14 protein-coding genes are annotated in these 13,861 nt (G+C 69.6%); 3 read left to right on the top strand and 11 right to left on the bottom strand.

Annotated features, from left to right (window positions below):
- The first annotated feature begins 158 nt into the window (after positions 1–158).
- The 3 genes from thiL to WJ16_RS02750 are packed head-to-tail and all read left to right on the top strand — an operon-like array spanning position 159 to position 2,233.
- Positions 159–1,157 carry a thiamine-phosphate kinase gene (gene thiL, locus WJ16_RS02760; protein ID WP_069255740.1) on the top strand — a complete coding sequence of 333 codons (999 nt, stop codon included), beginning with the start codon at positions 159–161 and terminating at the stop codon, positions 1,155–1,157.
- A complete protein-coding gene (locus tag WJ16_RS02755; protein WP_069255739.1) occupies positions 1,147–1,701 on the top strand; it encodes a phosphatidylglycerophosphatase A family protein in 555 nt (184 codons plus the stop codon). The genes thiL and WJ16_RS02755 overlap by 11 nt, the downstream gene beginning before the upstream one ends.
- A gap of 31 nt (positions 1,702–1,732) precedes the next feature.
- Entirely contained in the window at positions 1,733–2,233 is a 501-nt protein-coding gene (locus WJ16_RS02750; protein WP_069255738.1) for a CinA family protein, read from the top strand.
- Positions 2,234–2,269: 36 nt separating this feature from the next.
- On the opposite strand, the gene WJ16_RS02745 is transcribed toward WJ16_RS02750, so the two are convergent.
- The 11 genes from WJ16_RS02745 to WJ16_RS02695 form a co-directional block, all read right to left on the bottom strand.
- On the bottom strand, positions 2,270–3,328 hold the full coding sequence (locus tag WJ16_RS02745) for a phosphorylcholine phosphatase (protein ID WP_069255737.1): 1,059 nt from the start codon (positions 3,326–3,328) through the stop codon (positions 2,270–2,272).
- 244 nt (positions 3,329–3,572) lie between these two features.
- The gene (pyrF, locus tag WJ16_RS02740; RefSeq protein ID WP_069255736.1) at positions 3,573–4,400 is read right to left on the bottom strand and encodes an orotidine-5'-phosphate decarboxylase; all 828 of its coding nucleotides are present in this window, start codon (positions 4,398–4,400) and stop codon (positions 3,573–3,575) included.
- A 39-nt stretch (positions 4,401–4,439) separates the two neighbouring features.
- Positions 4,440–5,501 (bottom strand): aldose 1-epimerase, encoded by a 1,062-nt coding sequence (locus WJ16_RS02735; protein WP_069255735.1) that lies wholly within the window; start codon positions 5,499–5,501, stop codon positions 4,440–4,442.
- A gap of 49 nt (positions 5,502–5,550) precedes the next feature.
- Positions 5,551–6,366 (bottom strand): SDR family NAD(P)-dependent oxidoreductase, encoded by an 816-nt coding sequence (locus tag WJ16_RS02730; protein ID WP_069255734.1) that lies wholly within the window; start codon positions 6,364–6,366, stop codon positions 5,551–5,553.
- Positions 6,367–6,395: 29 nt separating this feature from the next.
- Entirely contained in the window at positions 6,396–7,412 is a 1,017-nt protein-coding gene (gene araH / locus WJ16_RS02725) for an L-arabinose ABC transporter permease AraH (RefSeq protein WP_069255733.1), read from the bottom strand.
- A gap of 69 nt (positions 7,413–7,481) precedes the next feature.
- Positions 7,482–8,993: an L-arabinose ABC transporter ATP-binding protein AraG gene (araG, locus tag WJ16_RS02720; RefSeq protein WP_069255732.1), complete on the bottom strand. Its 1,512-nt coding sequence runs from the start codon at positions 8,991–8,993 to the stop codon at positions 7,482–7,484.
- 67 nt (positions 8,994–9,060) lie between these two features.
- Positions 9,061–10,056 carry an arabinose ABC transporter substrate-binding protein gene (locus WJ16_RS02715; protein WP_069255731.1) on the bottom strand — a complete coding sequence of 332 codons (996 nt, stop codon included), beginning with the start codon at positions 10,054–10,056 and terminating at the stop codon, positions 9,061–9,063.
- A 102-nt stretch (positions 10,057–10,158) separates the two neighbouring features.
- Positions 10,159–10,938 (bottom strand): SDR family oxidoreductase, encoded by a 780-nt coding sequence (locus WJ16_RS02710; protein WP_069255730.1) that lies wholly within the window; start codon positions 10,936–10,938, stop codon positions 10,159–10,161.
- Positions 10,938–11,615 (bottom strand): 2-dehydro-3-deoxy-6-phosphogalactonate aldolase, encoded by a 678-nt coding sequence (locus tag WJ16_RS02705; protein WP_069255729.1) that lies wholly within the window; start codon positions 11,613–11,615, stop codon positions 10,938–10,940. The genes WJ16_RS02710 and WJ16_RS02705 overlap by 1 nt, the downstream gene beginning before the upstream one ends.
- A 22-nt stretch (positions 11,616–11,637) precedes the next feature.
- A complete protein-coding gene (locus WJ16_RS02700; RefSeq protein ID WP_069255728.1) occupies positions 11,638–12,663 on the bottom strand; it encodes a 2-dehydro-3-deoxygalactonokinase in 1,026 nt (341 codons plus the stop codon).
- Positions 12,660–13,559 (bottom strand): IclR family transcriptional regulator, encoded by a 900-nt coding sequence (locus tag WJ16_RS02695; protein ID WP_069255727.1) that lies wholly within the window; start codon positions 13,557–13,559, stop codon positions 12,660–12,662. Before WJ16_RS02695 ends, WJ16_RS02700 begins: the two co-directional genes overlap by 4 nt.
- Between the last annotated feature and the right edge of the window lie 302 nt (positions 13,560–13,861).

The following is a 13,861-nucleotide window of genomic DNA, read 5'->3' as shown; positions in this document are numbered from 1 at the left end:
ATTAGAATAACTGTTCGACGGCATTGTAGCGCCAATCATCGGCCGCCAGCCCGGCGATTCGGGTGCAACAGCCGCGACAAAAATGGTCCGAATGGTGCGGAAGCGCCGCCGTTCGCCTCGTACAATGCCGTTCCCTTCCACCTTTCGGGTCACCCGCCGTGCCAGCCGCCCTCTCCGAGTTTTCGCTGATCGAACGCTTCTTCACGCGCCGCGCCGCGCAGGGCGCCCGTGCGTCGACGCTCGGCATCGGTGACGATTGCGCGTTGATCACACCCCGATCCGGGAAATTGCTGGCGATTTCGACGGACATGCTGGTGGAAGGCCGCCACTTCTTCCCCGACGTCGCGCCCGACGCGCTCGGCCACAAGACGCTCGCGGTCAACCTGTCCGACCTTGCGGCGATGGGCGCCGAGCCGCGCGCGTTCACGCTCGCGTGCGCGTTGCCGCGCGCCGACGCGGCGTGGCTGGAAGCGTTCAGCAACGGACTGTTCGCGCTCGCGGAACGCTACGGCTGCGAGCTGATCGGCGGCGACACGACGAGCGGGCCGCTGAACCTGTGCGTGACCGTGTTCGGCGAAGTCGCGCCCGATGCGGCGCTGCGCCGCGACGCCGCGCGCGACGGCGACGACGTGTGGGTGTCCGGCACGCTCGGCGATGCCCGCGCGGGGCTCGGCGTCGCGCGCGGCGAATGGGCGGCCGGCGCGAACGAAGCGGCTGCGTTCCGACGCGCGCTCGAGCGCCCCGAGCCGCGCATCGCGCTCGGCCTCGGGCTCGCGGGCGTCGCGCACGCGGCGCTCGACATCTCGGACGGCCTCGCCGGCGACCTGCAGCACATCCTCGTCCGCTCGAACGTGCGTGCCGAGATCGATGCCGACGCGGTGCCGCGCTCGGCCGCGCTCGCGACGCTGCCGCCCGACGTGCAGCGCCGCTGCACGCTGGCCGGCGGCGACGACTACGAACTCTGCTTCACCGCGCCGGCCGCGGCCCGCGCGGCGGTCGACGCGGCGGGCAGGACGGCCGGCGTGGCGGTCACGCGAATCGGTACAATACGCGCGTTGTCCGCGCCGTCGGAGCAGCCCGCGATCGCGTGGCGCGACGCCGCCGGCGCGCCCCTCGCCCTCACGTTGCACGGCTTCGACCACTTCCATGCAGACTGACCCGACGCCCGCGCAAGCCGCAGCCGAACCCGGCGCCGCCGCATCCGGCAGCCACGCGCCGCAGCGCGCGACCGCGCGCTTCATGCTGTCGCACCCGGCGCACCTCGTGTCGCTCGGCTTCGGCAGCGGGCTCGCGCCGATCATGCCCGGCACGTTCGGCTCGCTGTTCGGCTGGCTCACGTTCGTCGTGCTCAACCGCTACCTGACGGTGCCCGAATGGTGGGCGCTGATCGCGGTCGGCGTCGCGGCGGGCACGTGGGTCACCGGTTTCACCGCGACGAAGATGGGCACGGCCGATCCGGGCGCCGTCGTGTGGGACGAGATCGTCGCGATCTGGCTCGTGATGCTGTTCGTCACGCCCGCGACCTTCATCGGCCAGCTGTGGGCGTTCGTCGTGTTCCGCTTCTTCGACATGCTCAAGCCGCCGCCGATCCGCTACTTCGACCGTCGCCTGAAAGGCGGCGTCGGCATCATGGTCGACGACCTCGTCGCCGCGTTCATGACGCTGCTCGTGATCGCCCTGTGGCGCTCCGTCGCCGGCTGACCGATTTCCCGACTCCCGTTTCCCGACGCGCATGCCAACCGATTCCGTCGTCCATCAGCTTGCGATCCGCGCAGGCAACAAGCTGCGTGACGAGCACCTCGCGCTCGCCACCGCCGAATCCTGCACCGGCGGCATGATCGCCGCCGCGATCACCGACATCTCCGGCAGCAGCCAGTGGTTCGAGCGCGGCTTCGTCACGTATTCGAACCAGGCCAAGATCGAGATGATCGGCGTGCCGCCCGAGCTGATCGACAAGCACGGCGCCGTCAGCGAGCCCGTCGCGCGCGCGATGGCCGAAGGCGCGCTGCGCAACAGCCGCGCGCAGGTCGCGCTGTCCGTGACCGGCATCGCGGGCCCCGCCGGCGGCAGCGAGAAGAAGCCGGTCGGCACCGTGTCGTTCGGCTGGAGCAACCGGCTGCATACCGACGTCGAGACGTTGGTGTTCAAGGGCGACCGCGAGCAGATCCGCACGCAGGCGGCCGCGCATGCGCTGCGCGGGCTGCTGAAGCTGCTCGACGAGCGCGAGGGCTGACCGGGCCGGGGCGTCTGCCCCGCCCCGCGTGCCCGCTTACTGGATCGCGTCGGGCTTCACGACGATCCAGTTCTTGTCCGCCGTGACCGGCAGGCCGAGCGCCTTCTGCTGCGCGGCCGATTCGTCCGACCATGCGCGGATCTGCGCCATCTGCTTGTCCTTCTTGTTCACCCACACACGCACGCCGCCGCGTGCGACGTCGGTCGCGTTCAGCAGCATGTAGCCGTCGGAAGTGGGCGTGTCGCCCGCGACGAGCACCGGCTTCTTCCACTGGTCGATCCAGCCGACGATCGAACCGAGCTTGCCTTCGTACCACGTCATCGGGTTCATCAGGAACGGCGTGATCACCAGGCTGCGGTTCGCGGCCTCGTCGTACCTGCCGGCCTTGATCTGCAGCCGCGACGTGGTCAGCGCGCCGGTCGCCGGGTTGCGCAGCAGCGTCGTCACGCCGATCACGTTCTGCGGCTTCACGTTGTAGCCGTACTTCGGGTCGGACAGTACGAGCCGCGCGAGCTCCTCGTGCGCGGCCGTCATCACGTAGACGTCGATGCCGTTCTCGCGCAGCGCGTTGTACAGCTCCTGCATCCCGCGGAAGAAGCGCGGCGGGTTCACCGTGCCGTCGACCACCTTGTCGCCCTGCCAGTAGCGGATCGGGATCGGCTTGCCGTCGGCGAGCATCGCGTCGACGTGGCGCTTCAGGTCGGCCAGCGACTGTCCGGCGAACGCCTGCGCGATCCACGGGTAGCAGACCAGGTCGTCGATCTCGCACAGCCGGTAGTAATAGCTCGTCAACGACTCCCGGTAGTCGGCCGAGTCCTTGAACGGGATCAGCTTCAGCGACGGGTCGAGCGTGTCGCGCGTCAGCACGCCGTGGTTCTCGAGGTACGGCAGCAGCGATTCCTCGAGGTCGTAGCGGTAGGTCGTGTTGTCGGCATCGAACACCGCGTAGTCGCCGCGGTGCGCGTGCGCGGCGATCATCGCGTTCAGCGCCTTCGCGCTGTCGGCCGGCCAGTGCGACAGATCCGCCGCATGGGCGAACGTCATGCACAGCGATGCGGCGAACGCGCTCAGCAGACGGCGGGACAGCTTGGGCATGGTGTCACTCCCTTTCTTGACGTTATCGTTACGGATCGATGACAAGCGGCAGCATCGCGCGATTGGCGCGCGGGGATGCGGTGCGGAAGCGACGGGAAGTTGTCAGCGTGCGCCAGTGCGGCGCCGGGCGGACGGAAGGCGCTGGAAGAGGAAGGGAAGCGGAAGGAAAGCGGCCGTGCCCGCGCGGGCGAGCCGGCCGGAGCCGGCGGCCCGGGCGCGTTGCCCGGGCCGCCGTTGCAACCGATCAGCGATGCGCGTTGATCGTGTCGCGCGTCTTCTGCGCGGCGAGCGCCGCGGCTTCGGCGAAATCCTCGCCCTTGCTCGCGTACAGGATCGCGCGCGACGAGTTGATCATCATGCCGGTGCCGTCGGCCGTGCGGCCCGCGTTGACGGTCGCCTGCACGTCGCCGCCCTGCGCGCCGATGCCGGGGATCAGCAGCGGCATGTCGCCGACGATCCCGCGCACGATCTCGATTTCCTTCGGGAACGTCGCGCCGACCACGAGGCCGAGCTGGCCGTTCTTCGCGTTCCACCGGTTCGCCGCGAGATCGGCGACGACCTGGTACAGCGGCCGGCCGTTCGTGTCGAGGAATTGCAGATCCGAGCCGCCCGGGTTCGACGTGCGGCACAGCACGATCACGCCCTTGCCTTCGTGCTCGAAGTACGGCTCGACCGAGTCGTAGCCCATGTACGGGTTCACCGTGACGGCGTCCGCGCGATAGCGCTCGAACGCTTCGCGCGCATACTGCTCGGCCGTGCTGCCGATATCGCCGCGCTTCGCGTCGAGAATCACGGGCAGGCCCGGATGCTGGAGGTGGATGTGCGCGATCAGCCGCTCGAGCTGGTCTTCCGCGCGGTGCGCGGCGAAGTACGCGATCTGCGGCTTGAACGCGCTCGCATACTGCGCGGTCGCATCGACGATCTGCCGGCAGAATTCGAAGATCGCGTCGGGCTGGCCGTCGAACTGCACGGGAAAGCGCGACGGCTCGGGATCGAGGCCGACGCACAGCAGCGAATTCGTGCGCTGCCACGCGGCGCGCAGCGATTCGATGAAAGTAAGCGGGGAAGACATGGCGGGTACTCGCGGCAAACCGTTGGTAGACCGCGTATTTTACCCGCGTCGACGGCGCCCTTCGCGCGAAGCGGCATTGCCGCGCGCGTCGGCGCGCTCGACGGTGAACGCGAACCGCCGCGTGAGCCGCTCGCCGGGCCCAAGCAGCGTCATCCCGTGCGCGGCCGCGCCGCCCGGCAGGTTCACTGCATTGATCGGATGATCGACCGGCTCGAAGCAGAAGAAATCCTCGCCGGGCGGCGTATAGAGCACGTACACGTCGGCGTCGGCCGCGACCGTCAACGACAGCCCGCGGCGCGGCCAGCTCACCGTCGCCCGGCCGCCCCAGCCGGTGAACGCATGATTGACGAGCGCGGCCGGCAGCGGATACGCGACGCCGAACTGCCAGGCCGGCGGCACGCTCACGTGCCGCACCGGCAGGAAATCGGCGCCCGACAGCCACAGCCCGCAGGCCGCCGCCGCCAGCTCGGTCACCGTATCGCGCACGACGAACGGATGGACGCCGAGCCCGAACGGCAGCCGCGTCCGCCCCGCGTTCTCGATCGTCAGCGCGATCGACAGCGTCGCGTCGTCGAGTTCGAACGTCTGGATCGCGCGAAACGCATACGGCGCGCCGGCGCTCCGATCGAGCGACAGTTGCAGCGACGTGCCGGTCGCATCGTCCACCTGCCACGGCGCGAGCCAGCCGTCGCCGTGGATCGGCAGCGGCTCGTCGCGGCGATTGCGCGGCACCGCGACGCTGCGCCCGTCGCATTCGAAGCGCCCGTCGCCGATCCGGTTCGAGTAAGGCAGCAGCGGGTAGCACGCGAGCTCGTTTGGATCGGTCGCCGTCTCCGGGTGCTCGCAGCGGCGGAACACCGGCATCAGCGCGCCGTTGTCGCCGCGCCAGTCGAAGCGCGCGATGCCGCCGCCGAGATGCGGCAGCACGTCGAGCCGCAGCGACGCGTTCGACAGCGTGAGCGCCGCCGCATGCGCGGCGCCGACGCCCTGCGCGAACGCGGCCGTCTGCGGGCCGGGGCTGACCGGCTGCGCGGCGGCGGCCAGCCGCGCTCGGCGCGACTGGCTGGTGGACGACGATGCGCGCGAGGACGTGGCGGTCATGGTGAACTCCTTTCCTTCGTCGAAGAAACGATGCGGGTCGTGCGAACGGTCAGGCCCAGCCGCCGTCGACGATCACGTCCTGCGCGGTGATCATCCGGCTGTCGTCGGCCGCGAGGAACAGCGCCATCCGCGCGAGATCGGCGGGCAGCAGCTCGGCGTCGAGGCACTGGCCGGCCTTGATCGCCGCGCGGCCCGCGTCGTCGAGCCACAGCCGGCGCTGCTTGTCGGTCATCACCCAGCCGGGCACCAGCGAATTCACGCGGATGCCGAACGGGCCGAGGTCGCGCGCGAGGCCGCGCGTCAACCCCTGCACGGCCGCCTTCGCCATCACGTAGACCGGATAGCCGCCGTTCTTCAGCATCCAGCTGATCGAGCCGAGGTTGACGATCGCGCCGCCGCCCTGCCGCTTCATGTCGTCGATCACCGCCTGCGCGGCGAAGAACTGATGGCGCAGGTTCACCGCGATGCCCGCGTCGAACGATGCGGGCGTCACGTCGCCGATCGCGTGGCGCGCATCGTTCGCCGCGTTGTTCACGAGCACCGCGATCGCGCCGATCCGCGCGCGGATCGCGTCGATCGCATGACGCAGCGCGTCGATGTCGGTCAGGTCGCACTGGATGAACAGCGGCGCGTGACGGACGTCCGGCACAGACGCGAGGCTTTCGGCGAGCGCGGTGCCGGCCGCCGCGTCGAGATCGACGAACGCGACGCGCGCGCCCTGCTGCGCGAAGTGCTCGACGAACGCCGCGCCGATGCCGGTCGCGCCGCCCGTGATCAGCACCGCGCGGTCCTCGAGGCTCGGATAGCGTGCGTAGCGCGCAGTGCTCGCGGCATGCGGCGCGTGCGCGGAAGTGTCGATGGTCATGCGGTTCGTCTCCGTAAGAGCGGATCGGGTCAGTCGCGGACGCCGCGATTCTTCAGCTGGTCGAGCAGCACGGCCGCGAGCAGGATCGCGCCGCGCACGAGGTACTGGTAGAACGCGTCGATGTTCAGCAGGTTCATCACGTTCTCGACGGTGCCCATGATCAGCACGCCGATCACCACACCGGAGATCGTCGCGCGGCCGCCCATCAGCGACACGCCGCCGAGCACGCACGCGGAGATCACGTTCAGCTCGAAGCCCTGCGCGGCGTTCGGCTGGCCCGACGTGATGCGCGATGCGAGGATCACGCCGGCCAGCGCGGTTACCGCGCCCTGGATCAGGAAGATGTACACGCGCGTGCGTTCGACGTTGATCCCCGCGAGCCGCGACGCCTCCGGGTTGCCGCCGATCGCGAGCGTGTTGCGGCCGTATACCGTCTGGTTCAGCAGCACGCCGAACCCGATGAAGCACAGCAGCGTGACCCAGATCGGCAGCGACACGCCGAACATCGACAGCCCGCCGAGCGCGATGAACGTATCCGACGACACGCCGACCGCCTGCCCCTTCGACACGATGAAGCCGAGCCCGCGCACGATCTCCATCGTCGCGAGCGTCGTGATCAGCGCGTTGATGCGCAGGTATGCGATCACCGCGCCGTTCACGAAGCCGATCGCGGCGCCCGCCGCGACCGCCGCGACGATCGCGACGAACGTGTTGTCGGTCGCGTTCAGCACCATCGCGCACAGCACGCCGGAGAATGCGACGGTCGAGCCGATCGACAGGTCGAAGTCGCGCGACGCGAGACAGAACATCATCGTGCACGCGACCATGCCGATCTGAGAGATCGACAGCGCGAGCCCGAGCATGTTGTCGATCGAGAAGAAGTGATCGACCGTCAGCGACATCGTGATGAACATCACCGCGAATATCGCGATCAGGCTGTATTCGGTCAGATGCTGCCACCACTTCTGGCGCTCGCTCTGCTGCGGCACCAGCGCGTCGGCCGTCTGCTTCACGGCTGCGCGGCCCAGGTTTTCGTTGACTTGCATGATGTGTCTCCTGCTCCTGCATCGCGCGGCGCTCGCCGCGCGTGTTCGATTCGAATGTCGTATTAAGCGTCAGGCCGCCTCGACCGCGCTCGTCTGCGGCAGCGCGAGGCTCAGCACCGCGTGTTCGTTCGCCTGCTCGCGCGGCAGCTCGCCGGCGATCCGGCCTTCGCGCATCACGACGATGCGGTCGGACACGCCGAGCACTTCCGGCAGCTCCGACGACACCATCACGATCGCGCAGCCGCGCTCCGCGAGCCGGTAGATCACGTCGTAGATCTCGTGCTTCGCGCCGACGTCGATCCCGCGCGTCGGCTCGTCGAGGATCACGACCTTCAGGTCGGGCTCCGCGAGCCAGCGCGACAGGATCGCCTTCTGCTGGTTGCCGCCCGACAGGAAACGGATCTTCTGGCGCCGGTTCGGCGTCTTGATCTTCAGCCGCTGGATGAAACGGTCGGCCGTTTCGCTTTCGACCCTGCGGTTGATGAAGAGCCCCGCGCGCAGCGAATGGCGGCGGCAGCTGATGTTGATGTTCTCCGCGACCGACGCGATCGCGATGATCCCTTCTTCCTTGCGGTCCTCGGGGCACAGCACGATGCCGTGGCGGATCGCGTCGCCGGTGCGCTTCACGTCGATGCGCTTGCCGTCGAGCGTCAGCACGCCCGCGCGTCGATGATCCGCGCCGTACACGAGCCGCATCAGTTCGCTGCGGCCCGCGCCGACGAGCCCGAAGAACCCGACGATCTCGCCCGCGCGCACCGAGAAGCTCGCGGGTTCGCGCAGTGCCGGGCCGTCGATGCCTTCGGCGGCGAAGCGCACGTCGCCGAGCGCGCGCGGCGCGTAATGGTAGATGTCCGAAATCTCGCGCCCGACCATCTCGGCGACGAGCCGCTCGCGCGGCACGTCGGCCAGCGCTTCGTGCGACGCGATCTTGCGCCCGTCGCGAAAGATCGTGCACGCATCGCAGAGCCGGTAGATCTCGTCCATCCGGTGCGAGATGTAGATCAGCGCACGGCCCTGCGCACGCAGGTCGTCGACGAGCTTGAACAGCACCTCGGTCTCGCGGTGCGACAGCGAGCTGGTCGGCTCGTCGAGCGCGATCACGCGTGCATTGCGCATCAGCGCCTTGCAGATCTCGACCATCTGCCGCTGCGCGATCGACAGCCGTCCGAGCCGCGCGTCGGGATCGAGGTCGACGCCCATCGCGGCGAGCCGCTCGCGCACGAAGCGTTTCGCCTCGCGCTTTTTCACCCAGCCGAACGCATTCGGCAGGCGGCCGAGCAGCAGGTTTTCCGCGACCGTCAGGTCGGGCACGTACTGCAGCTCCTGGTGAATCACCGCGATGCCGGCCGCGATCGACGCGGCCGCATTCGCGAACTGCACGGGCTGGCCGTCGACCAGCACGCTGCCCGCATCGGGCTGGTATTCGCCGCCGAGAATCTTCAGCAGCGTCGACTTGCCCGCGCCGTTCTCGCCCATCAGGCCATGCACCTCGCCCGCATGCACGTCGAACGAGATGCCGTCGAGCGCGCGCACGCCGGGAAATACCTTGCCGATATTGTCAAAACGCAGTGCCGCTGACACGTCGTCTCCCCACTTCCTGATCGATCGACCGCCGGCCGCCGCATCGCCGCGGCAGCCGGCGGGCCGCTTACTTCGATGCGAGCCCCATCTCGTCGCGCACCTTCGACACGTTCTCGCGCGTCGCGAGCATGCCGGTCGTCAGCGTCAGCGGCGGCGGTGCCTTGCCCTGCGTGATCCACGTGTACATCAGGTCCGAGGTTTCCTCGCCGTGGCGCTTCGGGCTGATGATCACGGTGCCGTAGAAGCCCGTCGGCTGCGGCTTCTTGAACTCGTTCAACGCCGAGTCGGAGCCGCCGATGCCGATCCCGATCATGTTGTCCGCCTTGAAGCCGCGCCCTTCGGCCGCGCGCACCGCGCCGAGCACGGCCTCGTCGTTCAGGCCGTACGCGACCCAGTGCTTGAACTGCGGGTTCTTCGTGAGCGCGATGTTCGCCGCATTGAACGCGTTTTCGGTGTCGGTCTTCGCCTGCGGCGCCGCGATCACGTTCGCCTTCGGGAAGCCGGCGGCCACCAGCGCGTCGGTCGCGCCGCTCGTGCGGTCATGCGCGGTCGGCAACTGCTCGAACGTGATGTCGATCGCGCCGACGTCCTTCATGTCCCAGCCGCGCTTCTTGATCTCGGCCGCGATGCCGTCGCCGACCTGCTTGCCGATGTTGTACGCGGAGATCCCCATGTGCGGCACCGACTCGATCGGCTTGCCCGCGCCGTCGACGAGGCGGTCGTCGACCGTCATCATCTTCAGGTTGTGCGACTTCGCCTTCGCAACGATGCCCGGCCCGAGCTTCACGTCGGGCGTGCAGATGATGAAGCCCTGCGCCTTCTGCGCGGACAGGTTGTCGATCGCGCTCATCACCTTCTCGCCGGACGGCGCGCCAATCTTCACGAGCGTGAAACCCTTCTGCTTCGCCGCGATTTCGGCGAACTTCCACTCGTCCTGGAACCACGGCTCTTCCGGTTGCTTCACCAGGAAGCCGATCTTGACCGGGTCGGCCGCGTGCGCAACCGGGCTACCCAGTACCACCGCGGCCGCAGCGGCCAGCGTGACGAACGTTCTGCGTTTCATCTCCAGTGTCTCCTTGTTTTCATCGAACAGGATGCAGCCGCTTGTTGGTTTCGACGCAGCGTGCGCGCGGCCGTCGCACGTGCGGTCTTTCGAATCGTTGCGTCAGTCGTGATACAGCGCCGCCCGCCCGCCATCGACGGTGATGCATGCGGCATTGATGAACGGCGCCTCGTCCGACGCGAGGAACACGGCCGTCATCGCGACCTCCTCGGGCCGGCCGATCCGCTTCATCGGCTGCAGCGCGAGCGTGTCGGCGCGCGCGGCGGCCGGATCGGGCTGCGCGTCCCACCAGTCGCGCGTGAGCTGCGTCTCGATGTAGCCCGGCGCGATCGCGTTCACGCGCACGTTGCGCGCCGCGTATTCGATGCCGAGCGCACGCGTGAGGCCCAGCACGCCGTGCTTCGCGACCGGGTACGGAAAGCAGCCCGGGATGATCCTGAATGCGTGCGTCGACGCGATGTTCACGATGCTGCCGCGACCGCGCTCGACCATGCCCTCCAGCGCCGCGCGGCAGCCGTGCCACACGCCGTCGAGATCGACCGCGAAGCAGCGGCGCCAGTCGTCGTCGGTCATCGTCAGCGGATCGGCGAACACGTTGATGCCCGCGTTGTTCACGAGCACGTCGAGCGGCCCGAATGCCGCCTCGGTCCGCGCCAGCGCATCGCGCACCGCGTCCTGCCGCGCGACGTCCGCCTGCAGCGGCAGCACGCGCGCGCCGGCGAGGTCGTGCGCAATCGCGGCGGCCGTGCGCTGCGCCTGCGGGAAGTCGAGATCGACGAGCGCGACGGCCGCGCCCTCGCGAACGAACGCGCGCGCGATCGCGGCGCCGATGCCGCGGCCCGCGCCCGTCACCATCGCGACCTTGTCCGCAAGACGGCCCATCATGCGGCTCCGCCGCGCGCCGCCCGCAGGCCGGCCTGGTACGCGCGCGCATTCGCCGCGGTCGCGTCGGCCGACTGGCCGGGGCGATACAGCGCCGAGCCGAGCCCGAAACCGTTCGCGCCGGCGTCGAGGAACGGCTGCATGTTCTCGGGCGTGATCCCGCCGACCGGAATCAGCGGCACCGCGCGGTCGATCACCGCGCGCCATGCCTTCACGACCTGCACGCCGAGCTGCTCGGCCGGGAACAGCTTCAGCACGTCGGCGCCGTTCGCGAGCGCGGCGAACGCTTCGGTCGGCGTCGCGACGCCCGGTGCGCTCGCGAGGCCGCGCTCGCGTGCGCGGCGGATCACGGCCGCGTCGCTGTGCGGCATCACGATCAGCGCGCCGCCCGCATCCTGCACGCGATCGACATATTCGGCGCGCAGCACGGTGCCCGCGCCGACGATCATGTCGTCGGGCAGCGCGCGCCGCAGCGCGGCGATGCTGTCGAACGGATCGGGCGAGTTGAGCGGCACCTCGACGATCCGGAAGCCGGCTTCGTACAGCGCATGGCCGTGGTCGGCCGCTTCGGCAGGCTGGACCCCGCGCATGATCGCGATCAGCGGGCACGCGTCGAACGCGCGCATCAGTGCGGCGTGCGGCGTGTACGGTGCGGGCAAGGTCAGGTCGGACGGCATCGAAGGTTCCTCTGCAAGCAGTTCATGGGTTGGCGCAGACGGGCTCGCCGTCCGCGCGCACGAGCCCGGCGCGCGACGCGATCCGCCACAGGCCGTGCTCGGTCGCATGCGCGACGACGCGCGCGTGCGGGTGGCCGAATTCCCGGAGCGCATCGGTGTAGCGCGCGCACAGGCCGTCGTCGCCGATCAGCAGCAGCGGCTGGTCCGCGAGCGCGATGCCGCGCTCCGCGAGCATCGCATCGAGCGCGTTGAGCTCGTGCCCGATCAGCAGGCCGGACAGGTAGTCGCCCTGCGCATCGGGTGCGAGCCGGTTGGTCAGGCCGAGCGTGCGCGTGCTGAAGATCGTCGCGAGCAGCCCCGTGTGCCGCGCGCCGCGCGCGACCGCGACGCCGCGCACGAACGCCGCGCGATCGGGCGACGCGCCGGCGCGCATCGTGCGGCCGAGGATCGTGTGGTCGCGCAGCACCGCGAACAGCTCGCCCGTCATGAAGGTCTGGAAGCGCTCGATCAGCCCGTCCCTCACCCACGCCCATTTCGCATGGGTACCCGGCAAGCCGATCAGGACCCCTGAACGATCCGCGCCAAGCAGGGGATCATGCGCGAGTGCGCCGACTATCTGCGTTTCTTCACCGCGCATCACGTCGGGCAATTCGCCGGTGGCGATCACGCCCGGCACGATCGACAGCGTCGCGCCGCGCGACGTCGTCACGGTGAGGAGACCCGCGACGAGCGCGTCGGCGCCGGCCGGCACCGCGACGTACGGCGCCTCGCGCCAGCCCTGCGCGCTGCCGACCATTCCGGCGGCGAGCACCGGCAGGCCCGGCGTGCGGTCGAGCCAGTCGCCGCACGCTTCCTCGAACACCGCGTCGAACGCCCGCGCGCCGCTGCCCGGGACGTGCATCACGCCCGCCGCGCGGCTGCGCGTGTCGATGATCGCGCCGTGCGCGTCGTACAGGTACGCGCGCAGCGACGTCGTGCCCCAGTCGAGCGCGATCAGCGACGGGAGGGCGGAGCTGGCATCCGGAGCGGGCCGGGTCGAAGTCGTCATCGTTTGATCCTGCGGGTACCCTGCGGCGGGCTCCAGCCCAGTTCCGCGGAAATGGCTCGCGCTTCGCGCTGCACGAGCGGAATCAGTTCGTCCATCCGGTCGTGCGGCATGTACGGAATCGTGCTCGCGACCGACACGGCCGCGACGATCGCCCCCGACGCGTCGCGGATCGGCGCGGCCACGCAGCGGATCGACGCCTCGTTCTCCTCGAGGTCGAACGTGTAGCCGCCGGCCGCGTAATGCGCCATGCGCTGCAGGAACGCGCTCGTGTCGGGCCGGTTGTCCGGCTTGAAGCTGACGCCGGCGAGCGCACGCCGGGCGGCCTCGAACAGCGAGCGCCACGTGTCGGGATCGGTGTCGAGCATCATCGCCTTGCCGATGCCGGTCGACGCGAGCGGCATCCGGTGGCCGACGCGCGAGCGCATCTCGAGGCCGCGCGTGCCGGGAATCTTGTCGATGTACAGCACGTCGTCGCCGTCGCGCACGCCGAGATGGATCGTGTCGAGCGTCGCTTCCGCGAGCGCTTCGAGGTGCGGGCGCGCGACCGCGGTGAGCGGCATCTGCTCGAGCGCGATCGTGCCGAGTTCGATCAGCTTCGGGCCGAGCAGATAACCACCCTGCACCTGGCGCAGATAGCGCGCCTGCACGAGACTGCTGACGAGGCGATGCGTCGTGCTGCGCGTCGTGCCGAGCGCGGCGCCGATCGCGCGCATGTCGCGCGCGCCGTTCGCGATCGCCTCGAGGATCGCGAGGCCGCGCAGCAGCGTCTGCGTGCCGGCCTGCTGCGCGGCGAGGTCGAGCGGCGTGCTGGTCGCGCCGATGCTGTCGGTCAGCGACGCATCGTCCCGCGTCGCGCGCCGGGCGTCGAATGCAAGTGTGTCGGGCATCTTGGTCATGGGGCGGGCTTCTTCAACGGAATCGGTGAAGCCGTTCGCGCGCCGCCGGAACGGGGTCCGGCATCGCGACGAGGCGGCGGTCGATGCACCGAGTAAAGCGCCCGACGAACTTCATGGAAGGTGTCTCCGTATGCGTCGGGCGCCGCGCGATGCGTGGGTCCGAAGCTGTCGATGTGCTTCGGATTGTAGGAGCGCACGCACTCGTCTCCAATATTTGAATGCGTTGCCCAGATAATGAGAATTCGGCTCGAAGCCGCCGCGTCCGCGACGCAACGGCGTCGCCATGCGCACGGGGGCGGAAC

Origin of the sequence: Burkholderia metallica (genome assembly GCF_001718555.1) — a bacterium.
GTDB lineage: Bacteria > Pseudomonadota > Gammaproteobacteria > Burkholderiales > Burkholderiaceae > Burkholderia > Burkholderia metallica.
Note: the sequence above shows the minus strand (reverse complement) of the source record. Positions and strands in the feature narration are given on the sequence as shown.